This is a genomic window from Actimicrobium antarcticum, assembly GCF_039536745.1.
GTDB classification, from domain to species: Bacteria; Pseudomonadota; Gammaproteobacteria; order Burkholderiales; family Burkholderiaceae_D; genus Actimicrobium; species Actimicrobium antarcticum.
The window spans coordinates 247,945-269,547 of the sequence record NZ_BAAAZE010000008.1 but is presented as its reverse complement, the minus strand read 5'-3'; the positions used below and the strand labels follow the sequence as shown (position 1 = coordinate 269,547).

General features: G+C 59.1%; 25 protein-coding genes. 17 read left to right on the top strand and 8 right to left on the bottom strand.

The window, feature by feature from the left end; translation table 11 throughout:
* Positions 1-86: 86 nt before the first annotated feature.
* Genes gshB through ABD720_RS09040 form a run of 6 tightly spaced genes read right to left on the bottom strand, consistent with a single transcriptional unit; the run spans position 87 to position 5,226 of the window.
* Positions 87-1,025 carry a glutathione synthase gene (gshB, locus tag ABD720_RS09065; protein ID WP_344762953.1) on the bottom strand — a complete coding sequence of 313 codons (939 nt, stop codon included), beginning with the start codon at positions 1,023-1,025 and terminating at the stop codon, positions 87-89.
* Positions 1,025-2,323 carry a glutamate--cysteine ligase gene (gshA, locus tag ABD720_RS09060; protein ID WP_344762952.1) on the bottom strand — a complete coding sequence of 433 codons (1,299 nt, stop codon included), beginning with the start codon at positions 2,321-2,323 and terminating at the stop codon, positions 1,025-1,027. The genes gshB and gshA overlap by 1 nt, the downstream gene beginning before the upstream one ends.
* 53 nt (positions 2,324-2,376) lie before the next feature.
* Positions 2,377-2,517 carry a hypothetical protein gene (locus ABD720_RS09055; protein ID WP_344762951.1) on the bottom strand — a complete coding sequence of 47 codons (141 nt, stop codon included), beginning with the start codon at positions 2,515-2,517 and terminating at the stop codon, positions 2,377-2,379.
* Between the two features lie 38 nt (positions 2,518-2,555).
* A complete protein-coding gene (locus ABD720_RS09050) occupies positions 2,556-4,118 on the bottom strand; it encodes an ammonium transporter (protein ID WP_344762950.1) in 1,563 nt (520 codons plus the stop codon).
* Positions 4,119-4,128: 10 nt separating this feature from the next.
* Positions 4,129-4,467, bottom strand: coding sequence for a P-II family nitrogen regulator (locus tag ABD720_RS09045; protein ID WP_011869727.1), 339 nt, complete (start codon positions 4,465-4,467; stop codon positions 4,129-4,131).
* A gap of 12 nt (positions 4,468-4,479) precedes the next feature.
* The gene (locus tag ABD720_RS09040) at positions 4,480-5,226 is read right to left on the bottom strand and encodes a TorF family putative porin (RefSeq protein ID WP_344762949.1); all 747 of its coding nucleotides are present in this window, start codon (positions 5,224-5,226) and stop codon (positions 4,480-4,482) included.
* A 235-nt stretch (positions 5,227-5,461) separates the two neighbouring features.
* Here ABD720_RS09040 and ABD720_RS09035 point away from each other — a divergent pair, with 235 nt between their 5' ends.
* From ABD720_RS09035 to ABD720_RS09015, 5 genes are all read left to right on the top strand, one after another.
* The gene (locus tag ABD720_RS09035) at positions 5,462-5,701 is read left to right on the top strand and encodes an accessory factor UbiK family protein (RefSeq protein WP_344762948.1); all 240 of its coding nucleotides are present in this window, start codon (positions 5,462-5,464) and stop codon (positions 5,699-5,701) included.
* 150 nt (positions 5,702-5,851) lie between these two features.
* A complete protein-coding gene (locus tag ABD720_RS09030; RefSeq protein ID WP_344762947.1) occupies positions 5,852-7,387 on the top strand; it encodes a YifB family Mg chelatase-like AAA ATPase in 1,536 nt (511 codons plus the stop codon).
* A 209-nt stretch (positions 7,388-7,596) separates the two neighbouring features.
* Positions 7,597-8,526 carry a DMT family transporter gene (locus ABD720_RS09025; RefSeq protein WP_344762946.1) on the top strand — a complete coding sequence of 310 codons (930 nt, stop codon included), beginning with the start codon at positions 7,597-7,599 and terminating at the stop codon, positions 8,524-8,526.
* 62 nt (positions 8,527-8,588) lie between these two features.
* On the top strand, positions 8,589-9,095 hold the full coding sequence (locus ABD720_RS09020) for a hypothetical protein (RefSeq protein ID WP_344762945.1): 507 nt from the start codon (positions 8,589-8,591) through the stop codon (positions 9,093-9,095).
* Positions 9,096-9,215: 120 nt separating this feature from the next.
* Complete coding sequence (locus tag ABD720_RS09015; RefSeq protein WP_344762944.1) at positions 9,216-9,560, top strand: DUF1840 domain-containing protein; 345 nt, start codon at positions 9,216-9,218, stop codon at positions 9,558-9,560.
* A gap of 48 nt (positions 9,561-9,608) precedes the next feature.
* On the opposite strand, the gene ABD720_RS09010 is transcribed toward ABD720_RS09015, so the two are convergent.
* Positions 9,609-10,085: a GNAT family N-acetyltransferase gene (locus tag ABD720_RS09010; protein WP_344762943.1), complete on the bottom strand. Its 477-nt coding sequence runs from the start codon at positions 10,083-10,085 to the stop codon at positions 9,609-9,611.
* Positions 10,086-10,273: 188 nt separating this feature from the next.
* Between ABD720_RS09010 and ABD720_RS09005 the strand changes: the two genes are divergently transcribed.
* Positions 10,274-10,834, top strand: a complete 561-nt coding sequence (locus tag ABD720_RS09005) for an ATP-dependent Clp protease proteolytic subunit (RefSeq protein ID WP_344762942.1) — start codon at positions 10,274-10,276, stop codon at positions 10,832-10,834.
* 171 nt (positions 10,835-11,005) lie between these two features.
* On the top strand, positions 11,006-11,269 hold the full coding sequence (locus ABD720_RS09000; RefSeq protein WP_344762941.1) for a hypothetical protein: 264 nt from the start codon (positions 11,006-11,008) through the stop codon (positions 11,267-11,269).
* A 5-nt stretch (positions 11,270-11,274) separates the two neighbouring features.
* Here ABD720_RS09000 and ABD720_RS08995 read toward each other — a convergent pair whose 3' ends face one another.
* Entirely contained in the window at positions 11,275-11,586 is a 312-nt protein-coding gene (locus ABD720_RS08995) for a hypothetical protein (protein ID WP_344762940.1), read from the bottom strand.
* A gap of 471 nt (positions 11,587-12,057) precedes the next feature.
* Here ABD720_RS08995 and ABD720_RS08990 point away from each other — a divergent pair, with 471 nt between their 5' ends.
* From ABD720_RS08990 to ABD720_RS08945, 10 genes are all read left to right on the top strand, one after another.
* On the top strand, positions 12,058-12,702 hold the full coding sequence (locus tag ABD720_RS08990) for a LysE family translocator (protein WP_344762939.1): 645 nt from the start codon (positions 12,058-12,060) through the stop codon (positions 12,700-12,702).
* 1 nt (position 12,703) lies between these two features.
* Entirely contained in the window at positions 12,704-14,017 is a 1,314-nt protein-coding gene (gene rsmB / locus ABD720_RS08985; RefSeq protein ID WP_344762937.1) for a 16S rRNA (cytosine(967)-C(5))-methyltransferase RsmB, read from the top strand.
* A 116-nt stretch (positions 14,018-14,133) separates the two neighbouring features.
* A complete protein-coding gene (locus tag ABD720_RS08980; RefSeq protein WP_344763663.1) occupies positions 14,134-14,655 on the top strand; it encodes a DUF4390 domain-containing protein in 522 nt (173 codons plus the stop codon).
* Between the two features lie 2 nt (positions 14,656-14,657).
* Positions 14,658-17,009, top strand: coding sequence for a sensor histidine kinase (locus ABD720_RS08975; protein WP_344762936.1), 2,352 nt, complete (start codon positions 14,658-14,660; stop codon positions 17,007-17,009).
* Positions 17,010-17,026: 17 nt separating this feature from the next.
* A complete protein-coding gene (locus ABD720_RS08970; protein WP_344762935.1) occupies positions 17,027-17,743 on the top strand; it encodes a response regulator in 717 nt (238 codons plus the stop codon).
* A complete protein-coding gene (locus tag ABD720_RS08965) occupies positions 17,740-18,126 on the top strand; it encodes a GTPase (protein ID WP_344762933.1) in 387 nt (128 codons plus the stop codon). The genes ABD720_RS08970 and ABD720_RS08965 overlap by 4 nt, the downstream gene beginning before the upstream one ends.
* 99 nt (positions 18,127-18,225) lie before the next feature.
* Positions 18,226-18,483, top strand: coding sequence for a BTH_I0359 family protein (locus tag ABD720_RS08960; protein ID WP_344762932.1), 258 nt, complete (start codon positions 18,226-18,228; stop codon positions 18,481-18,483).
* A 34-nt stretch (positions 18,484-18,517) separates the two neighbouring features.
* On the top strand, positions 18,518-19,204 hold the full coding sequence (gene trmB, locus ABD720_RS08955) for a tRNA (guanine(46)-N(7))-methyltransferase TrmB (RefSeq protein ID WP_344762931.1): 687 nt from the start codon (positions 18,518-18,520) through the stop codon (positions 19,202-19,204).
* 113 nt (positions 19,205-19,317) lie between these two features.
* A complete protein-coding gene (locus ABD720_RS08950; protein ID WP_344762930.1) occupies positions 19,318-19,818 on the top strand; it encodes a hypothetical protein in 501 nt (166 codons plus the stop codon).
* Between the two features lie 181 nt (positions 19,819-19,999).
* Entirely contained in the window at positions 20,000-21,490 is a 1,491-nt protein-coding gene (locus tag ABD720_RS08945) for a sigma-54 interaction domain-containing protein (protein WP_344762929.1), read from the top strand.
* Positions 21,491-21,603: the final 113 nt, after the last annotated feature.

The following is a 21,603-nucleotide window of genomic DNA, read 5'->3' as shown; positions in this document are numbered from 1 at the left end:
ACATGGATGACATCGGCGCTGGCGAGGCGGCTGGACCGTGCTCTGAGACTAGCGCGGAAACCAACCTCGACACAGTCAGCCTGCCATCACACGGATTTTTCCAGCGCATCGACAAACATGGCGGCGACATTGAATCCGGTCTGCTGCCGTATTTCCTGGAAACAGGTCGGGCTGGTCACGTTAATTTCCGTCATGCAGTCGCCAATCACGTCCAATCCTACCAGCAACAGTCCGCGTGCCGCGAGAATTGGCGCAATCCCGTTGGCGATCTCCAGATCCCGTTCGGATAACGGCTGTGCCACACCGACACCACCGGCGGCCAGGTTGCCGCGCACTTCGGTACCCTGCGGAATGCGCGCCAGGCTGTGCGGCACGGCGACGCCGCCGATCAGCAGGATGCGCTTGTCGCCCTTGACGATCTCGGGAATGTAGCGCTGCGCCATGATGGTCTGACGGCCATTCGCGGTCAGCGTTTCGATGATGACGCCGAGGTTCATCGCATCGTCCTTGATGCGGAAAACGCCGGTACCACCCATGCCGTCGAGCGGCTTGAGAATGATGTCGCGATGTTCGGCATGAAAGGCGCGCAGGCGCTGTTCATCGCTGGTGACCAGCGTTGGCGTGGTGTATTGCGGGAACTGCAGAATCGCCAGTTTTTCGTTATGGTCGCGGATCGCCGCCGGCTTGTTGACGATGCAGGCGCCCTGGTTTTCGGCCAGTTGCAGCAGATAGGTCGCGTAAACGTATTCCATGTCGAACGGCGGGTCCTTGCGCATTACGACCACGTCGAATTCGGCCAGCGATTGCGCCCGCCGCGGCGCCGCACGGTACCAGTCATCCGGCTCGCCGGTAAGCGTGAGTTGCGCGACATTGGCGGTGACCGCACCGCCCGCGACGGCCATGTCGCGTGGCTCGAAGGCAAAGATCTGGTGACCGCGCGAGACAGCTTCGGCCATCATCGCAAAGGTCGTGTCCTTGTAGGTCTTGAAGCCGTCCAGCGGATCGGCAATGAAGGCAATTTTCATTAATAGACTTCCGGATTCGGGTCGGTTTTTTCGAGTTCGATCGATGCTGCCAGCAGCGCCAGCCTGGCCACGACACCGTACAGATAAAACCGGTTGGGTGCGGTGGTGCCGGGCTTGGCATGCATGTCGGGCAGCGAGTGCTGTTGTGCGAAAGCGAGCGGGACGAAATGGGCGCCGGGTGCGTTCAGGTTCTCGTTGATGTCACGGTCGGCATGGACGCGGTAGTAACCACCGACGACGTAACGGTCGATCATCATGACCACCGGTTCGGCCACCGAATCATTGATGCGCTCGAAGGTATGCACGCCTTCCTGGATGATCACGTCGGTGACTTCATGGCCATCCTTGACGACGGCCATCCGGCTGCGCTGTTTGGCGGTCATGTCCTTGACTTCGCTGCCATCCTTGACGGTCATGATGCCCATGCCGTAAGTGCCGGCGTCCGCCTTGATGATGACAAACGGGGTTTCCTTGATACCGTATTCGCGGTATTTCTTGCGGATCTTGGTGAGCAGCGCATCGACTTGGGCGGCCAGTGCTTCTTCGCCGGAATGGTCCTTGAAATCGACCTTGCCGCATTTGGCAAAGTACGGATTGAGCATCCAGGCATCGATGTCATTCATCTTGGCGAACTTCTTGACCACGTCGTCGTAAGCCGAAAAATGATTGCTCTTGCGGCGCAGCGCCCAGCCGGCATGCAACGGCGGCAGCAAGGTCTGCTCGTTGAGATTCTCGAGGATGGCAGGAATGCCGGCCGACAGGTCGTCGTTGAGCAGAATGGTGCAGGGATCAAAGTTTTTCAGGCCCAGCCGACGGCCGTTGGCGGAGCGCTCCAGCGGCTCCAGCGTCAGAGTGCTCCCGTCCGGCAAGTCGATCGGCGTCGGCGTTTTGATGTCATCCGAGAGCGAGCCAAGACGCACGTTCAAGCCGGTCTGACGGAAAATCTGGATCATCCGTGCGATGTTTTGCAGGTAAAACGAACTGCGGTTATTGGTCTCGGGAATGAGCAACAGGTTTTTTGCGTCCGGACAGTATTTTTCGATCGCAGCCATCGCGGCCTGCACTGCCAGCGGCAGCATTTCTGGTGCAAGGTTGTTGAAGCCGGCCGGGTACAGATTGGTGTCGACTGGCGCCAGCTTGAAGCCGGCGTTGCGCAAGTCAACGGAACAATAAAACGGTGGTGTGTGCTCTTGCCATTCGAGCCGGAACCAGCGTTCGATGGCGGGCGTGGCGTTGAGAATTTTCTTTTCGAGGTCGAGAAGCGGGCCATTCAGGGCCGTAACAAGATGCGGAACCATTTAAAACCTTTGAGGGGGCTGTGCGAAGTAATGCTTGCAGGATGGGGCTGATTCTAACGGTTAACCCCGATACCGGCTTGCAGCATGGCGGAATGACCGGCAACAATGCCAGACAATTTCACATCGGGATGATCCTCATTTTTAAAAGCCCGGCACAAAAAAAGCGCTTCGGACGGAAGCGCTTTTTCAGACATGCTGCCAGCACAGGGCTGGCAGCATGTATTTTTGCAGATCAGGAATGGTAAGCCGTCTCGCCGTGGCTGGAAATATCCAGACCTTCGCGCTCTTCTTCTTCCACAACCCGCATACCGATGATCAGATCGACCAACTTGTAGGCGATCAGGGACACCACTGCGGACCAGATCACCGTGGTGAGCACAGCCTGCGCCTGAATCCAGACCTGACCAGCGATCGAGTAATCAGGCGATATCTTGTTGGCAACGTAGTCATAGATACCCTGGCCACCCAGCGACGGTGCAGCGAACACACCCGTCAGCAACGCACCGAGAATACCGCCCACGCCATGAACGCCAAACACGTCCAGCGAATCGTCTGCACCCAGCAAACGCTTCAGGCCACTGACGCCCCACAGGCAAATCACACCCGAGAGCAAGCCGATTGCCAGCGCGCCCATCGGACCGACGAAACCGCAGGCAGGAGTGATGGCGACCAGTCCGGCAACGGCGCCGGAAGCACCGCCCAGCATCGATGGCTTGCCTTTGGTGAGCCACTCGCCGAATACCCATGACGAGGTGGCAGCAGCGGTAGCCAGCAGCGTGTTGACGAACGCCAGTGCAGCGATGTCACCCGCTTCGAGCGCCGAACCGGCATTGAAACCGAACCAGCCCACCCATAACAGGGATGCACCGATCATGGTCATCGTCAGCGAGTGTGGCGCCATCGATTCTTTACCGTAGCCGACACGCTTGCCGATCACATACGCACCGACCAGACCAGCAACAGCGGCGTTGATATGCACCACGGTGCCGCCAGCGAAGTCGAGCGCGCCTTTTTGCCACAACCAGCCCGCCTTGGCGGATTGCTCGACCAACGATGCGGCGTCGGTGATGGTGTCCGGACCAGGCCAGAACCAGACCATATGAGCGATCGGCAGGTACGAGAACGTGAACCACAGCACGATGAACATCAGTACCGCAGCGAACTTGGCACGCTCGGCGAAAGCACCGATGATCAGGCCGCAGGTGATCGCAGCAAAGGTGGCCTGGAACACCACGAAGACGAACTCGGGAATCACGACGCCCTTGGTGAAGGTAGCGGCTGTCGCAAAGGTACCGGTAGCTGGATTGAAGATACCGTTAAGGAACAGTCGATCGAATTTACCGATGAAGGCGCTGCCCTCGGTGAATGCCAGCGAGTAGCCATAAATGCACCACAAAACGATGATCACGGCGAAGATCATGAATACCTGCATCAGGACCGACAGCATGTTCTTCGAACGCACCAGCCCGCCGTAGAACAAGGCCAGGCCGGGAATCGTCATCAGGATCACGAGGGTGGTAGCAACCATCATCCACGCGGTATCGCCCTTGTTCGGGACGGGTGCCGGTGCTGCGGCTGGTGCGGCCGGTGCCGCTGCAGCTGGTGCGGCCAGCTCGCCGGCGGCAGGTGCTGCTGCAGGAGCGACAGCGGCAGGTGCAGGTGCAGCCGCCGGAGCGACGACTACGGCAGCATCCGGCTTGGCCACGACTTCATCGGCAGCCATGGCGGCCGGTGCGAAGCCGACTGCCAGCAGCAAGGTGCCGGCAGCCAGGAAACGTGCAAAGTGTTTTTTCATGGTCGTACCCTTAAAGAGCTTCTTTGCCGGTTTCGCCGGTACGGATCCGCACAACTTGCTGCAGGTCGTAGACGAAAATCTTGCCGTCACCGATTTTGCCGGTGCGGGCTGCAGTTTCAATGGCTTCGATGGCGCGATCGACGATGGCATCATCAACTGCCGCCTCGATTTTTGTCTTCGGCAAAAAGTCGACCACATACTCGGCACCCCGGTACAGCTCGGTATGGCCTTTCTGGCGTCCAAAGCCCTTGACCTCGGTCACGGTGATGCCCTGCACGCCGATGGCGGACAAGGCTTCACGGACTTCGTCCAGCTTGAACGGTTTGATGATGGCAGTAATCAGTTTCATGACTGGCCTCGCTTAGAAAGTTTTGCTGATGGCGACGACCAGAGCGGTTTTGCCGTTGTCTTTGCCCGATGGGGTTGGATAGGCACCGGTATTGGCATCGGTACCGATCAGGGCGATGCTGCCGCTGGCAAATCCGAAATCCTTGGTCACGCCAACCTTGTAGTCGGTATAGCTGTAGAACGAGCCGTTTTTGATCTTCTGATGGCCGACATGCAGGTTCAACACGGTACCTTCAGCGATATCAATGTTGGCGCCCAGGTCGAGATAGCCGCTGTTTTTGCTGTCAACGTTGCCGAACGTGTCGGTCACTGCGCTGGAATACTTCAGATAGGCAGGACCATAGCCGACCTGACCATAAATTTCGGTGGTATTGGCATTGGCATAACCGGGAACCGACGACAGCTTGTTGCCAGAATAGATGTAGGTCAGGATGCCGACGTCATACGACACGCCCGGTACGATTTCACCGCGCTTGCCGCCGTAGATGTCCAGTTCGACGCTGCCGTCGCCACCGGTATCCTTGATCCACTTGATTGACGAAGCCCATGTCCCCACATAAAAGCCAGTCGGGTTGTTGACGAAATCGGCACCGACGGAAACGGCTGGCTTGAGGCGGGACTGCGAAATACCGCGGAAGCGATAGTCTGACGACAGCGCCGCATTGAAGCTGAGTTCGTTGTCAGGCTTTGCGTCTTCGGCGTGCGCGAAGTTACCGACAAAAAGGGCTGCGATGGCCGTGGCGAGAATCAGTCTTTTCATTTTATTTCCCCAGTAGGTAGTTAATGGATAAAAAATACGGTGTAACGTCAGGTTTCGATCTACATTAGCAGGACTCGTGCCACCCACGTTCGACACTAAAAAGTATCTTTTTGGCAAATAACAGGCGCCTGCAATTCCGCTCGCTCCCTGCCACGTGATCGAGGCGCACCAAGTTCTAGCGCGTCGCCTCAGTACGCACTGTAACGGTGCTTAACCATACAAAAAAAGGAACATCATGGACAAATCCAATTTTTTCACCGAGATGCAACAGAAAATCAGTCAGGCGATCGAGAACTCGCCAGCCAAGGACATTGAAAAAAACGTCAAGGCGATGATGGCGCAGGGGTTTTCCAAGCTCGATCTGGTGACCCGCGAAGAATTTGATATCCAGGCACAGGTGCTGGCCAAAACCCGCGAACGACTGGAAGTGCTGGAGGCGCAAGTTGCAGCGATGGAAGCGCAGTCGACCAAATAAACGCGACTGTCTCGTACGATCCGGATAACGCAACGTGCGCTATCCGGAGAAGTTCTGCCGCAAATCAAGAGCCATTCAGGTTCACCACTGCAAACTTGCTCGCGATCATCCCGATCCGACTACATTCAGAGCAAGATTGCACCGTCCACCATGAGCCTCGCCGTACTAAAGAGTCGCGCCCTCGCAGGCATGCACGCACCCGAAGTCACCGTCGAAGTCCATTTGGCGAATGGTTTACCGAATTTCACGATCGTCGGATTGCCGGATACTGAAGTCAAGGAGTCCAAAGACCGGGTCCGCGCCGCCCTGCAAAACGCGCGCTTTGAATTTCCGGCCCGGCGCATTACCGTCAACCTCGCGCCGGCCGACCTGCCCAAAGAGTCCGGCCGGTTCGATTTGCCGATCGCGTTGGGCATACTGGCGGCGTCCGAACAAATGCCGGCCGGTGAACTGCACAAGTATGAATTCGCCGGCGAGCTGTCGCTGTCAGGCGAACTGCGGCCGATACGCGGCGCGCTGGCCATGACCTTTGCGATGCACCGTGACAGCGACAACGGCGGCAACAATGATGGCATCCAGCGCGGCTTTATACTGCCGCGCGCCAATGCCGATGAAGCTGCGCTGATGAAGGATGCGCTGATTTATCCGGCCGATTCACTGCTGCAGGTATGCGCCCACTTCGCGGCTGGCGACGGCCTGGCAAGGCTGGTGCGGCACCGCTGCATGGCGCAACCGATCCGGCCAGCGTATCCGGATTTCATCGATGTCAAAGGCCAGTTGCAGGTCAAGCGCGGGCTGGAGGTGGCTGCCGCCGGCGCGCATAGCGTGCTGATGAGCGGTCCGCCAGGCACCGGAAAATCCATGCTGGCAGCGCGATTCGCCGGCATCCTGCCGCCGATGACGGACGACGAAGCGCTGGAATCCGCAGCGGTGCAATCGCTCTCCAGCGGATTCACGGTGGCGCGCTGGAAGGTGCGACCGTTTCGCGCGCCGCATCACACGGCGTCCGGCGTGGCGCTGGTCGGTGGCGGTGGCACGCCGCGTCCGGGAGAAATTTCACTGGCCCATCGTGGCGTGCTGTTTCTGGATGAACTACCTGAGTTCGATCGCAAGGTGCTGGAAGTGCTGCGCGAACCGCTTGAATCGGGTCGCATCACGATTTCAAGGGCGGCGCGCCAGGCGGATTTTCCGGCCCGCTTTCAACTCATTGCGGCGATGAATCCCTGTCCGTGTGGCTACCTCGGCCATCCGTCAGGCAAATGCCGCTGCACGCCCGACATCGTGGCGCGTTACCAGAATCGTATTTCCGGTCCGCTGCTCGACCGGATCGACATGCAATTGCAGGTTGGCGCGCTGCCGCATGACGAACTGTTAAAACCTGCCGCGGGAGAACCCTCGTCGGCCATTGCAGACCGGGTCGCGCGCGCATTCGAGATCCAGCAGGAGCGTGCCGGCAAGTCCAACAATGTCCTGTCGACCCAGGAAATTGATGCCCACTGCCAACCCGAAGCAGCGGCCGCAAGGCTGCTGGAAACCGCCATGCAACGGCTGAACTGGTCGGCCCGCTCCTACCACCGGGTGCTGAAAGTGGCACGTACTATCGCCGACCTGGCCGCCTCCCACCAGATTACCCAAAGCCATGTGGCAGAGGCGATCCAGTATCGGCGCGGTTTGCGCGAACAGTGAGCTGGCATCGCGCGCCACGCAGCAGCAAGGACCGTTAGCGCCTGCGCGCACGATTGACGGTGCGTGTCAGAAAGTTTGCTATCGTGGCGGGCTTTTGTCTCTCGCCGAAATTTTCCCATGTCCGAGTCCATGCACTTTGCCACTGTCAGCACAGACTCCGGCTCCCTGTTGGCGCGTCTCATCTGCCGCAATCACCTGACAGGCAGTCCATGCTGATCGGCGTTGCCTGTGCTCTCGGCGCAGGGTTGCTGTGGGGGCTGGTGTTTATCGCGCCGCTGCTGTTGCCGGACTACCCGGGTCTGATGCTGTCACTTGGCCGTTACATCGCATTCGGACTCATTGCACTGGTGCCGGCGCTCTTTGACCGCCGCCGTATCGGCCGGTTGTCCCGCGACGACTGGCGGATGGCGTTCGGGCTGGCGCTGATCGGCAACCTGATTTACTACGCCACGCTGGCCAGTGCGATCCAGCTGGCCGGCGCACCGTTGCCGGCAATGCTGATCGGCACGCTGCCGATCGTCATTGCGGTGACCAGTAACTGGGGCGCAAGGAAGGCGATCCGCTGGCGCCTTCTGGCGCCCTCGCTGGTCGTCATCGCCTGCGGGCTGATGCTGGTCAACTTCAGCGAGCTGGCGCACTTCGACGGTCGGCGCTCATTGTCCGATTACCTGCTTGGCTGCGGACTGGCCACCGTGGCACTGGCTGCCTGGACGTGGTATCCGATCATGAACGCCCGCCATCTGCAGGCACATCCGCACATCAGTTCGACGACCTGGGCCACCGCACAGGGACTGGCCACACTGCCATTGGCTGTATTCGGAGCACTAATCTACGGCAGTTATTTGCAGTTCGCACCAGGCGGATTCAACTTTCCGCTGGGCGCGCGTCCGTTGCAATTCATTTTGCTGATGCTGCTGCTTGGGTTCTGTGCATCCTGGCTGGGTACGCTGCTGTGGAATCGTGCCAGCCAGATGCTGCCGACGGCACTGGCGGGCCAGCTGATCGTATTCGAAACACTGGCCGCATTGCTGTATGCATTCCTGCTTCGGGGCAACATGCCGAACTGGCAAGTCCTGCTGGGAATCAGCCTGCTGTGTGTCGGCGTCTTGTGGGGCTTGCGTACTTTCCACCGGCGCTGAAGCGTGCGCCGGGGGTCGGCCCTGTTACCATGCCCGACATGACAAATACACGCTCCCAGCTTATGCAACATTCTGCCTTGCTGTTGTTGGCAATACTCCTGTCGGCCTGCACCCCAAGCCACGACTGGCGCCAGGTGCGTGGCACCGATGCCCCCTACACGGTGGTGTTGCCAGCCAAGCCGGCTACGCTGACGCGGCAGATCGATCTCGATGGTACGCCGGTCTCCATGACCATGACGGCTGCCGAAGTCAATGCCGTGACCTACGCAGTCGGCAGCCTTGAACTGGCCGATGCGGCCAAGGCCAACCTGGCCTTGACCGCAATGAAAACGGCGCTGATCAAGAATATCAACGGCACCGTCCTGCACGAAAAAGTGACCGTCAATCCGACGGGCACCACCATCGACGTCGAAGCCAGCGGAACGCCAAAAGGCGGTCAACCGCGCCTGCTGGTTGCACGCTTTGCATCGAAAAATCAGCGCGCCTATCAGGCAATCGTGACCGGCCCGGAAAAAGCCGTGTCACGCGAAAACATCGATACCTTCATGACCTCATTCAAACTGGAGTAATCCGGCCAGAACCGTGCCCGCTGCGTTATGCGAGCTGACGCGCAGTCGGGCGAGCTAGATCCCGCTACAATCAGCATGCTGGATACTTCTATGCCAGCTTCAAATAATAGGGAAAACGCCATGCTAGTCACTTTCAAATCCAAAGCCGCCGGCGAAGTCACCATGTATCAGGAACATGCACGTCGTCTGCTCGATCTGCTGCACAAGGACGTCAGCCGCGGTGTCATCACGGCTGCCGAAACCGGCCCCGCGCTGGCGATTCTAGAGAAGGAAGTCGCCGGCAGCCGCCTGCATCCGTCAACCGGCGAACTGGAACATGACGTCCACGTCCACCACGGCGAAAATGGCGACGATGCCGGTCACGAGCCCGCAGCGACGGTTACATTCGCCGCGCGGGCGTACCCGTTGATGGAAATGTTGCGGGCAGCCAGTCAGGGCAACAACGATATTCTGTGGGGTGTCTGACCAGTCTGTCGTCACTGTCACCTGACCTGTCAGGTGACTTCCGGGCAATCAACCCGGAACCTTGGTCATGATGTGTGACTGCATGCCAAAACCCGCATCACCATAGAACGCGATGGCGGCGTCGTTGGCATCGAACACCTCAAGGCGAATTTCGTCTGCCGCCCTGGCGCTGGCCCAATCGTCGACGGCTGCCATGAGCTGCTTGCCGGCCCCCTTCCCCCGCATTGCGCTGGTCACGACTATCGTACTGATGCGACAAATCCGACGCGCTTTCAAAAAAGGCATCTCCGCGGGCAAAAGTATCCGGGCCACCAAAAATCCGATAACCCCGGATGCCGCCTGCGCGACTAAAACTACGCCTTCACTATCCGTGATGGCGCCGCGCCAGAAGTCCGCATCGCGCGTCAGCCCTGGTGGTGCGGCAAACACATGGGGACTGTACGTATGGTGCTGGCGATTGATTTCTTCGGCGAGACCGCAAATGGCTGAATGATCATCAAGGCATGCTTGTCGGATGCAGATCAAGACGGAATCCTTTCATGCGTCATAAACTCGTGGCCCGAGAATACTCCCGGCACCGGGTTACGGCGCGCTTTACCAGCAGGTGAGGGGCACCAACAGCCCGCCTTCGACGTGTTTGTGTGGGGCAGCGCACATTCGTGGTCGGCAGGTTCAGGGATTATTCTTCCGAAGAAACGGTAGCAGGAGGACGCATGAGCGAAGAGCAGCATACGGGCAGTAGCGACAGCTATTTCACACTGGCGGGCGATGTGAACAGCGATATGGTGAGGCGCGTCTTTGAAGCGCTCGGCAAGATAACTCGTGCAGGCACCCGCACCGCGCATGTGCTGCTGCAGTCCAACGGTGGCTACGTCAGCGACGGCATTTGCCTGTACAACACCTTGCGCAATGCGCCGATCGATATCGTGATGTACAACGGCGGTGCCGTGGCCTCGATCGCCGTGACGGTTTTTCTTGCCGGACAGAAGCGGATCGCCAGCGATACGGCACGCTTCATGATCCATAAATCCCATGCGACGGCACCGACAGGAGCCAGACCGGAAGCACTGAAAATCATCGCCGAAGGGCTGATGGCGGACGACCGGCGCACTGAGGCAATATTGCGGCGACATGTCAACCTGACGCAGGCGATGTGGAACGTCCATGATCATTCCGATCTCCATCTGACCGCGCAGGACGCGCTGGATACCGACCTGGTTCACCAGTTAGGTGACTTCATGCCGCCCCGCGGTAGCCAGCTTTTTAATATGTAAGCTGCGTTGCAGCATCAACAATAATGTGCTGACAACAGCTTGTCGCTGTCGGAGAAAGGCGAGCTACAGGAGCCTTCGTCTCCGATTTTTATCTTCTGACGACCGCACCATAAAAAATCAGCCCCGCCACAAACCAATCGGTAAGGCCGAAAAAATAACAAAGGAATTAACGTGCACACAAGAACTCTTTTACTTTCCAGCATCATTGAACTTGACCATGGCGTTCATCATGGCGTGCCTGTCGATGTCCTGATGGCGCGTGTCCAGCAGCGGCATTTGAGCGCTGAAGATGCGTTTATTGAATTGCAGGCGGCACTGCACGAAGGCGATCTGCAGGAAACCTCCCCGGGAATGGTATGCCTGACGGAGTCGGGCTCAAGTCGTTACAAGCAGTCACTGGACGATGTGGAATCGGTCTCCGGCTCAAGTGACTAAAACGTTCACCGATTGTTTTGCAAATCGGCAAACGCCGCCGCGTCGTTGAGTTGCGCGGCCAGCGAACGGGCGTCGTGGACGCTCAATTCCCGGCACTGCTCGCCATGCCAGATACGTACCACCGCCGGTTGCTCTGACACGGGCTGCCGTCGCGCAGAACATGGACTCAGCCGCAGGGCGCCGCGGTTGCGTACGTCGATCATTGGACCGAACCGCGTCGCCACAGGCCGGGAGGCAGTTCGCCTGTCCGGAGAACTACCTGACGAATCAGGCAGATCGATGGAGGCGAACGCGGCTGAAAAAAGTGATGTGTTCATGACTACCCCGTCAAATAACTGTACACATGAACAGTACTTTAAGAGCGGGAGTGACGTCAACCGGCACAGAGGATGGGGGGTGCGATTGCCAAAACCGATGTGTGGCGAACCGTAGTTTATATGCTGCACCCGCGAGATTGCGCCCATGCCGGGCGGACAAAAAAAAGCCCGCTCAGGGAGCGGGCTGAAATCCATACTCTTGGAGGAGTTATGGAGGAGACAGCCAAAGTATGCCACACAATTTGTGCGATGCACCACAACTAATTTCACACTTTTTCCGTCGGATGAATAACTTTCCGGGAAACCGTGGAAAACCGCCCACGCTTCGGGTGCAGGACAGTGCAGGAGCCTCGCGGTGAGCGCGCTGGCAACTGGTTTTAAATGCCAGAAAAATGCCGTCAGGCGCGCGCAAGGTGGCCTGCGCCGCTACAATCAGCGTTTTCCGCAAAACGCTGCCGACAGTAAACTTCAATGAGCATCCCGGGCATTACCGATTTTGGCTACTTTTGTGTCGCCGTACTTTTGTTGAACGCTACGCCCGGACCGGATACCGCGTTCATCGTCGGGCGCAGCATCGCTCAGGGACGGGCCGCCGGACTGGTATCGGCGCTGGGCATTTCAGCTGGCTGCTGTGTGCACGCGCTAGCCTCTGCGTTCGGCCTCAGCGCATTACTTGCCACGTCAGCCGACGCGTTCATGGTGGTCAAACTGGCTGGCGGCATGTATCTGATGTATCTCGGTATCCGAATGCTGTTTGCGCGGTCCGTGACCACTGGCATGGCGACAGGTGCCGCAGTCCGCCAGACGCGTCCGTTGATGACGATTTTTTGGCAAGCATTGATGACGAATGTGCTGAATCCCAAAGTGATTCTGTTTTTCTTGTCGTTTTTCCCGCAGTTCGTGCAACCGAACGCAGCCCACAGGACCTGGTCCTTTCTGTTGCTCGGTACCGTATTTGTGCTGATGTCGACCGGCTGGAACTGCACCACGGCCATCGTGGCCGGGACGCTGGCGCGACGTACAGCATCCAGTCAGCGCGCCAAACTATGGCTGGAACGCTGTGTCGGCACTGCCTTTATCGCACTCGGTGCGCGTATTGCCTTTACCAGGAATTGATATGGCCGCAATTGATTTGAAACCGGATTCACTGGCCTTCAGCCTGCGCAGCGCGGCTCACGCCGTCGCGCTGGTGCGCAGCGGCACTGCATTGCCACAGGCACTGACCCGCGTGCAAGGCTACGCAGAGACATCCGGGCAGTCCAAAGGAGCGATCCAGGATATCGCCTACCGCGCCATGCGCGGACTCGGTCGCGCCGATGCCTTGCTGACGCTGCTGACCAACCGTGCGCCGGAACCGGCGACACTGCATGGTCTGCTGTGCTGCGCACTCACGCTGATCGATCACGATACGGCGGGGCCTGCGGCACCCTACGAAACATTCACCGTCGTCAACCAGGCAGTCGAAGCGGCCAGTGGCGATCCGGCGATGGCACATGCCAAGGGCATGGTCAACGCGGTCTTGCGTCGCTTCCTGCGCGAGCGCACGACCTTGCTGGCAGAGGTCTTGCGCCAGCCGGTCGCCGAATGGAACTACCCGGTCTGGTGGATCGATGCATTGCGGGCCGCGTATCCGACCGATTGGCAACAAATCCTGCATGCCGGTAACGCAGCGCCACCACTGACATTGCGCGTCAATCAGCGGCGCACCACGACGGCGGCGTACATCACGCTGCTGGCCGAGCAGCAAATTACCGCGCGCCAGGTCGGGCCATCTGCCGTGCGCCTCGAACGGCCACTGCCGGTGTCGCAGATTCCCGGATTTTCGGACGGCCTGGTGTCGGTGCAGGATGCCGCAGCCCAACTGGCCGCGCCGTTGCTGGAAGTAAAAGACGGCATGCGCGTGCTCGATGCCTGCGCTGCCCCCGGCGGCAAAACCGGCCACCTGCTGGAACTGGCACAGCTCGACCTGATTGCGCTGGACTCCGACCCGCGTCGCCTGAAGCGCATCGAAGAAAACCTGCAGCGCCTGCAACTGCAAGCGCGCCTGGTCGCCGGTGATGCCAGTGCCGCCGACTGGTGGGATGGCCAGCACTTCGATTGCATTCTGGCCGACGTTCCGTGTACCGCCTCGGGCATCTTGCGGCGACATCCTGACATTCGCTGGTTGCGCCGCAAGGCAGATACGGCACAATTGGCGGCATTGTCGTCACGGATACTCGACAATCTTTGGCGCATGCTGAAACCCGATGGTAGATTGTTGTTCGTAACATGCTCGCTGTGGCCGCAAGAATCCGAAGCACAAGCCGCAGCGTTTGCCATGCGCAATCAGGCGCAGCGACTGCCCGCTCCCGGTCAATTACTGCCAACCGCAACCAGCGACGATGACCATGATGGCTTGTTTTATGCATTATTCAGGAAGCCGGCAGTCTGATGCGACGCCGTGATGTGCTGGCGACACCGCCAGCGCAGCTCTGGCGCAGCATCGCCTGCGTGGCGCGCATGATGCGGCGTTGCAGTGCGTTGTCAGCGCTGGTTCTGTTGACGGTCATGCTGCTGCTCTCCCCGCTCGCTCGTGCGGCCGAAGGTGTCGACATTTCACAGGCACATCTTGAGTCTACCGATGACGGCGTGAAGCTGTCCGCCACCTTCGCCTTCGAGCTCAATCGCGGTCTGGAGGAAGCGATCAACCATGGCGTACCCCTCTACTTCACCACCGAAGTCGAGATCACCCGGCCACGCTGGTACTGGTTCGACGAAAAAGCCATTACCGAATCGCAGACCATCCGGCTGTCGTATAACGTCCTGACCCGGCAGTATCACGCTGCCATCCTCGGGCGATTGCAGCAAAGTTTCAGCTCCCTGGACGATGCCATGTCGCTGATTCGCCGACCAAGCCGCTGGCTGGTCGCGGACAAATCGGCACTCAAACCAGGTGCCGTCTATTCGGTAGCGGTACGCATGCGGCTCGATGTCGCACAGCTCGCGAAGCCGTTTCAGGTCAATGCCATCAATAATTCCGACTGGCGCCTGTCGTCAGACTGGAAAAACTTCCTGTACCGGGCAGAATAAGCGTGCAACGGGCACTCCGCTATGCGCTGGTGGTCGGTGGCGCGATCGTCGCCATCCTGCTTTTTTTGCTGGCCTCGGCCTCTGACAACTCGGCCTCGTTCGACAAACACTATCCGTGGCTGCTTGGCCTGAATGCGATGGTAACCATCGCTTTGCTGGGACTCGTCGCACTGCTGCTGGCCCGTCTGTACGCGCGCCACAAGCGCGGCATGTTCGGCTCGCGCCTGATGTCCAAGCTGGTTCTGCTGTTTGCTGCTATCGGTATTTTGCCGGGGCTGGTGATCTACACGGTCTCGGTGCAATTCGTGTCGCGGTCGATCGAGTCGTGGTTCGACGTGCGGGTCGAGGCGGCACTGGAGTCCGGGCTCAACCTGGGCCGTGCCGCCCTCGACGCCTCGCTGAGTGATCTGAGTACCAAAGCCCATAACCTGGCCGTCGAATTATCGGATTTGCCCGACAGCGGACAAATCCGGCAACTGGCACGCTGGCGGGAGCAGAACGGCACGCAAGAAGCGATCATCGTCAGCATCAGTGGCCGCATCATTGCCACCGATGGGGGCGAACTGAAGACGCTGGTGCCGGACATGCCCACCCCATCCATGTTGCGTCAGGCCAAACTATCGCGTGGTTATACCGGTATTGAAGGTCAACCCGAGCCACGTGAAATCGATACCAGCGCCGCCAAGACGACGCCGCCGGCGGTCGACGCCATCAATAATCTACGCCTGCGGGTCGTGGTCGCGATCCCCGCGGGCAGGAATGCGCTGTCGCTGCAATCGGAGGGACGTGTCCTGCAGCTGATTCAGGCCGTGCCATCGACGCTGGCAACGAATGCCGAAGCGTTACGCGCCGCCTACAGTGAATACCAGGAACGCTCGCTGAGTCGTTCCGGCTTGCGCAAGATTTACATCGTCACGCTGACACTCACCCTGCTGCTGGCCATTTTTGCGGCGATCGTCAGTGCATTCCTGATCGCTACCGACCTGGCCGAACCCTTGCTGCTACTGGCAGAAGGTACCAAGGCCGTTGCCGAGGGTGACCTGTCACCGCGCCCGATCGTGGCGACCTCCGACGAGCTCGGCACGCTGACACAGTCCTTCAACACGATGACGCGGCAGCTCTTCGATGCCCGCGCCGCAGTCGAGATCAATCGGTCCGAACTCGAAAACGCCAAGGCCTATCTGGAATCGGTGCTGGCCAACATGTCGGCTGGCGTGATGGTACTGGACGATGATTTTCGTTTGATTACCTGCAACGAATCGGTCGAACGCATCCTGCAACAGGATATCGAACCTTATTTGAACCAGCCCTTGTCGGCAATCGACGGCTTGCTGCCGTTTTTCGACGCCATTCGCGGTGCGTTTTCAGCGCAAAGCGCACAGTCTGCCGGCACCGACAATGGGGAAACCGGCTTGCACTGGCAACAGCAAATTGAAGTGCCGCGCCGTGGCAGCGATGCCAATCGTGACGATGACATTACGCTGCTGGCGCGCGGCTCCCGATTGCCAGTGGCAAAAGGCACTGGTTACGTGGTGGTCTTCGATAATATTTCGGAGGTGATTTCAGCCCAGCGCTCGATTGCCTGGGGCGAAGTGGCACGCCGCCTGGCCCATGAAATCAAGAACCCGTTGACGCCGATTCAGCTTTCTGCCGAACGCTTGCAAATGAAGCTGGAAGACAAGCTGATGCCGCTGGATGCTGCGATGCTCAACAAAAGTACCGCCACGATTGTCAATCAGGTCACCGCGATGAAACGGATGGTTGACGATTTCCGCGACTATGCTAAAACACCGCCAGCCGTCCTGTCGCCGCTTAATCTGAATGCGCTGGTCGAAGAGGTCCTGCATCTGTACACCGGCGGCGATGAACGCGCCACGATCAATGCAGTACTGTCACGTGATTTGCCCCTGGTCATGGGAGACACTACCCAGCTGCGCCAGGTGATTCACAATTTGCTGCAGAATGCGCAGGATGCCGTCGCCGATCGACCGGCGGGAAGTCCGGCGGCACGTATCGATGTGCTGACAGAGGCGATTCACTATCAGAGCGCCAACGGAAAAACCCGCCGTGCAGTTCGCCTGACAATCACCGATAACGGCCCCGGCTTTGCGTCGAAAATCCTCAAGCGCGCGTTCGAGCCTTACGTCACATCAAAACCGCGGGGTACCGGCTTAGGCCTCGCCATGGTGAAAAAAATTGTCGATGAACACGGTGGCCGTATCGATATTCTTAATCGCAGTGATACTAATGGTACAAAGATACTAATTTTGCTGTTAAAGTTGGCGCCGGGGGAGCAACCGGAAGTAGATGGTGAAATGGCCCCACAAAAGGACTCTTCTCTAAAAACCATTTGAAATAGGGAAACCGGCACATGGCAAACATACTAGTAGTAGATGACGAAATGGGCATACGTGAACTGCTCTCGGAAATCCTGAGCGACGAGGGTCATGTCATTCTCACTGCCGAAAATGCCCAACAGGCGCGCGATGTCCGCGCTGCCAGCACACCCGACCTGGTGCTGCTGGATATCTGGATGCCCGACACAGATGGCGTTACGCTGCTCAAGGAATGGCAACGTGATGGATTACTGACCATGCCAGTCATCATGATGTCCGGCCACGCCACCATCGACACGGCGGTTGAAGCAACCCGCATCGGCGCAATGAATTTTCTGGAGAAACCGATTGCACTGCAAAAACTGCTGAAAGCGGTTCAGCAGGGGTTATCCCGTGGCCAGGAGCCGGTACGACCACTTGTCTATCAGTCACGTCATTCCAGCCTGTCGACAGAAGCTTCTACCGCGGCCTATGCCCATCCTTCCGTACAGGCACATACCACCGTGACGATGATCGCTGCCACCGAAGTCGCCGCAGTCCCGCAGCCGCAAGGTTTTACGGTGCCGTTCGAACTGCCATTACGTGAAGCCCGCGATGCCTTTGAACGGGCTTACTTCGAGCATCACCTGGTGCGCGAAGGCGGCAGCATGACACGCGTGGCGGAACGAACCGGACTGGAACGCACCCACTTGTACCGCAAGCTCAAGCAACTCGGCGTCGAGCCGAGCAAACTGGTCAAGCGCGGCGGATGATACCGGTCACTCTGGTCAGCGGCGCGAGTGCACGACAGCGTGAAGCGGCAATCGCCAAAGCACTCACCGCTCTACCGGCAAGCATGCAGGTTGCACTGCTTCTGGAGGGACTCCCCTCACCCGAGGCACCACTGATCAACGGCGCGCGTCTGAGCATCGCCCGCATTGCACCCGGCTGTCCCTGCTGCATCGGCAATCTGGCCATGCGCGTCACGCTCAACCGGATCTTGCGCCATCCTCCCGGCCATCTGTTTCTGGCACTGGCCAGCAGCGCCCACCGCGAGCAGGTCAGGCAATTCCTTGCCGCAACTCCGTACGACACCCATCTCATGCTCACGCCTGACATCGACTGCGCGCTGGCGCCAGCCACGGCAACTCCCTGATAGCAAACGACCACCCCACTTGAATTCTGCCCGACCAAGCCCCAACTGCGTCTCAGGCAAATACCCATCGCATTGCATGACTTGAACCAAGGAATTCTGATGAACCTGATCTATAACAGCGAGCAATACAGCGTCGTCGAATTCGGCGCAGACAACGGCCTGGAAGCACTGCGCTCCGGTGGTTTCGAAATTACGGACAAGCCGGGCAGACGTGAAATTTTCATTGCTGGTAGCCTGGCAGAGGCATTCCGCGAAAACATGGAAGAACTCATGGCCAGCAAACCGCATGTCGAAGAATTCGATGCCTTCCTCGCTGGCTATGAAGAAGTGATGCTCCAGCCCGTGATCATGCATTGAACAAGTTGCATGGCTGGCCGGGTATACTCGGCCCATGCAAGCCAATTCCCGCCCCGTTACCAGCAGCCAGACTGCGCCGCACGTCCAACTCGGCCGGCTAATCACACGCCACGTCGAGAACCGCTTTCTGAAACCGGTGACGGCCTATAACCAGGCAGCGTTCGATACTTTTCTGCGGCACTGGCAGGCCGCGGGTTCGGCCCCGCTGATTCTGGATGCCGGCTGCGGCGTGGGCCTGTCGACCTACCATCTTGCCCAACAATGGCCCGACAGTTTTGTGCTCGGTGTCGACCAGTCTGCCGACCGGATCGATCGCCAGACCATCTGGTCCGGGCCGCCGCCGCCCAACGCGCTGTTACTGCGCGCGGATCTGGCGGACTTCTGGCGTCTGATGCTGGAATCAAAACTGACCCTGAGCAGACACTACCTGCTGTATCCGAATCCCTGGCCAAAAATTGGCCATCTCAGCCGTCGGTGGCACGGACATCCGGCATTTCCTGCCGCAGTGGCGCTGGGTGGCGTGATCGAATGCCGCAGCAACTGGCCGATCTATATCGAAGAATGTGCGCTCGCCCTGCAACTGCTGAACGTGCCGGACGTCGTCGTCGAGCCGTTTCGGCCCGACACGCCGATCACGCCATTCGAATCCAAATACCTGGCGTCGGGTCACGTGTTGTGGCGCTGCCGTTCACACGCCTTGCAGGCCGCCGACACGCGCTGATACAAAACAGCTGCGCTGACGTGGTCCGCGATACACGCGCGCAGTCCGCCGACAAATCGTCGACGCATGCAGGTTGTCCAATGGTCTCTGGTAACTACGCCAAAGGACCGATGATGACCACCTCCACCTGCCACGCTATCGTACGCAATGTCCGCGCTCCGGAAGGGCATATCCGGATCGAAGGATCGGCCGCCTTCGTGCAAGCCGAACTGGCGCGGTACGACCAGCCCTGTTTCGAAGTCGTCACGGATTCATCCACGGAAAGACTGCCACGCCTCAGTGAACCAGTGGCCGAACGACAACGCCAGGTCGGCCGCATCGAGCAGGCGCTGGAACGACTGGCGCACCTGCCCCACAGCAATATGGCCCATAAAACCATCAGTGCAGCGTTACTGATCGGCTATGTTGATACGCTGATGGGCGCTCCCACGACCCCGCTGTGGCGTATCCGAGACATGGTGAAACACCTCGGCTGCCATGACACCAATAACTTTTCCGCCGTGCTGCGCCGCGAAACCGCGTTGTTCAGCCACAGCGGAGAACCCACGCTGGCGCTCAATCCGGCAGGTTTCGAGCGGGCTGACGAACTGGTCCGACAGCTCCTGCTTGCCTGATCCGCATCGACCAACTGTTCCTGTGATTTTGACCCGCCGCAAGTACTCGACAGAGTGATTCGCTAACCTTGAGGCAAGCGTTGCACTTTGTAACGTCACGAAAAATGGCGTACCCGCCACGATCAGCAAGGGGGTACGGATACGATCGACACGTTACGCACAATACGGTGGGTTCAATAACATGCTTCAAGCCACGGATACGTCTCAACATCACCAGACCGTCATCCTGCTGCAGACACCGAACTGCCGCGCACCGGCGTGCACGACCGTGAGCACCATGAAGCTCCACGGTATTACGTTACTGGAATGCGAAACGGCGGATCAGCTTCAACGCGCCCTGCGTGCCGGTTGCACCGTCGGGGTTGTCGTGCTGGTCGAACCGAGCCAACTGGAATCGATCGCTGCCTGCGACAGCTTGCTGGGTCAGGGCGAGGTGCTGTGGATAGGCCTGATCGCCAGAAGCCTGCTGGCACTGCCCGCCGTACGTACGCTGGTGGCCGACTACCTGATCAATTTCATTGCCTTGCCGGCACCCATCGAACACATCGACCTGGTGTTGCGGCACGCCCGCGGCATGGCGCTGGTGCGTTCGCAACCGCGCAGTGCGCTGAGTGATCCTGTGGCATCCAATGACCCTGCGCCGATGGTCGGCAACACGGTACAAATGCACCGACTCCTCCACCAGATCAAGCGGATTGCCCGCACCGACGCGGCGGTACTGATCAATGGCCAGTCCGGTACCGGCAAGGAACTCGCGGCACAGTCCATCCATCGCCAGTCGGCGCGTCGGCAGGCGCCATTCGTTGCCGTCAACTGCGGCGCGATTCCGGCACAGCTGTTTCAGTCGGAGTTGTTCGGTGCTGAAAAAGGGGCCTACACGGGCGCCACCCAACGACGCATAGGCCGCATCGAGGCGGCGCAGGGTGGCACCTTGTTTCTCGACGAAATCGGCGATCTGCCGATGGAGATGCAAGTCAACCTGCTGCGCTTTTTGCAGGAAAAAACCATCGAGCGCGTCGGCGGCAACCAGACGCTGCAGATCGATGCGCGCATCATCGCCGCCACGCATATCGATTTGGCTGAGGCGGTCGCGCAAGGCCGTTTCCGCGAAGATCTGTACTACCGCATCAATGTCGTCTGCATCACGACGCCCCGACTGGCCGATCGCGTCGAAGATATCGAAGACATCGCGCGGCATTATTTTGTCCACTTTGCCCACCGGCATAACAGAAGCCTGCGCGGGTTTTCCAAATCGGCGTTGCAGGCGATGCTGCATCATGGCTGGCCGGGCAATGTGCGCGAACTCGTCAACCGCGTACAGCGGGCTGTCGTGATGGCAGAAGGCCGCTTCATTCAGCCGGAAGATCTGGGCTTCGATCGGCCTTCCGAGCCGCTCGTACTGATGTCACTCGACCATGCCCGCGCCACGGCAGACCGCGCCATGATCCGGCGCGCGCTGGCGCAGGCGCGCAACCATATTTCCCAGGCAGCGCAATTGCTCGGTATCTCGCGCGTGACGCTGTATCGGCTGATTGAAAAATACCAATTGCATCCACAAAAAATCAGCCTGATATCGGCGCATGGCGAACAGTTTTTCCAACTCGTGTCCGCCCTGCATGCAGCCGATTCGGAAGGCGATGCAGCAGAAAATTACGGTGAATTGACGCGGTGATTCCGGTACCCCGGATTGATCCTGTCGTTGGTCAATGCCAGCAAGTCACCAGCGCCAGCCAGCAGACAATGCGGCACTGGCCCTTGGTGCAAAAATCTGCCCGCCATCGCAAT

Coding starts and splice junctions, on each gene's coding strand:
- gshB (WP_344762953.1), bottom strand. CDS start 1,025: ATGAAAATTGCCTTCATTGCCGATCCGCTGGACGGCTTCAAGACCTAC.
- gshA (WP_344762952.1), bottom strand. CDS start 2,323: ATGGTTCCGCATCTTGTTACGGCCCTGAATGGCCCGCTTCTCGACCTC.
- ABD720_RS09055 (WP_344762951.1), bottom strand. CDS start 2,517: ATGTCTGAAAAAGCGCTTCCGTCCGAAGCGCTTTTTTTGTGCCGGGCT.
- ABD720_RS09050 (WP_344762950.1), bottom strand. CDS start 4,118: ATGAAAAAACACTTTGCACGTTTCCTGGCTGCCGGCACCTTGCTGCTG.
- ABD720_RS09045 (WP_011869727.1), bottom strand. CDS start 4,467: ATGAAACTGATTACTGCCATCATCAAACCGTTCAAGCTGGACGAAGTC.
- ABD720_RS09040 (WP_344762949.1), bottom strand. CDS start 5,226: ATGAAAAGACTGATTCTCGCCACGGCCATCGCAGCCCTTTTTGTCGGT.
- ABD720_RS09035 (WP_344762948.1), top strand. CDS start 5,462: ATGGACAAATCCAATTTTTTCACCGAGATGCAACAGAAAATCAGTCAG.
- ABD720_RS09030 (WP_344762947.1), top strand. CDS start 5,852: ATGAGCCTCGCCGTACTAAAGAGTCGCGCCCTCGCAGGCATGCACGCA.
- ABD720_RS09025 (WP_344762946.1), top strand. CDS start 7,597: ATGCTGATCGGCGTTGCCTGTGCTCTCGGCGCAGGGTTGCTGTGGGGG.
- ABD720_RS09020 (WP_344762945.1), top strand. CDS start 8,589: ATGCAACATTCTGCCTTGCTGTTGTTGGCAATACTCCTGTCGGCCTGC.
- ABD720_RS09015 (WP_344762944.1), top strand. CDS start 9,216: ATGCTAGTCACTTTCAAATCCAAAGCCGCCGGCGAAGTCACCATGTAT.
- ABD720_RS09005 (WP_344762942.1), top strand. CDS start 10,274: ATGAGCGAAGAGCAGCATACGGGCAGTAGCGACAGCTATTTCACACTG.
- ABD720_RS08995 (WP_344762940.1), bottom strand. CDS start 11,586: ATGAACACATCACTTTTTTCAGCCGCGTTCGCCTCCATCGATCTGCCT.
- ABD720_RS08990 (WP_344762939.1), top strand. CDS start 12,058: ATGAGCATCCCGGGCATTACCGATTTTGGCTACTTTTGTGTCGCCGTA.
- rsmB (WP_344762937.1), top strand. CDS start 12,704: ATGGCCGCAATTGATTTGAAACCGGATTCACTGGCCTTCAGCCTGCGC.
- ABD720_RS08980 (WP_344763663.1), top strand. CDS start 14,134: ATGCTGCTGCTCTCCCCGCTCGCTCGTGCGGCCGAAGGTGTCGACATT.
- ABD720_RS08970 (WP_344762935.1), top strand. CDS start 17,027: ATGGCAAACATACTAGTAGTAGATGACGAAATGGGCATACGTGAACTG.
- ABD720_RS08965 (WP_344762933.1), top strand. CDS start 17,740: ATGATACCGGTCACTCTGGTCAGCGGCGCGAGTGCACGACAGCGTGAA.
- ABD720_RS08960 (WP_344762932.1), top strand. CDS start 18,226: ATGAACCTGATCTATAACAGCGAGCAATACAGCGTCGTCGAATTCGGC.
- trmB (WP_344762931.1), top strand. CDS start 18,518: ATGCAAGCCAATTCCCGCCCCGTTACCAGCAGCCAGACTGCGCCGCAC.
- ABD720_RS08950 (WP_344762930.1), top strand. CDS start 19,318: ATGACCACCTCCACCTGCCACGCTATCGTACGCAATGTCCGCGCTCCG.
- ABD720_RS08945 (WP_344762929.1), top strand. CDS start 20,000: ATGCTTCAAGCCACGGATACGTCTCAACATCACCAGACCGTCATCCTG.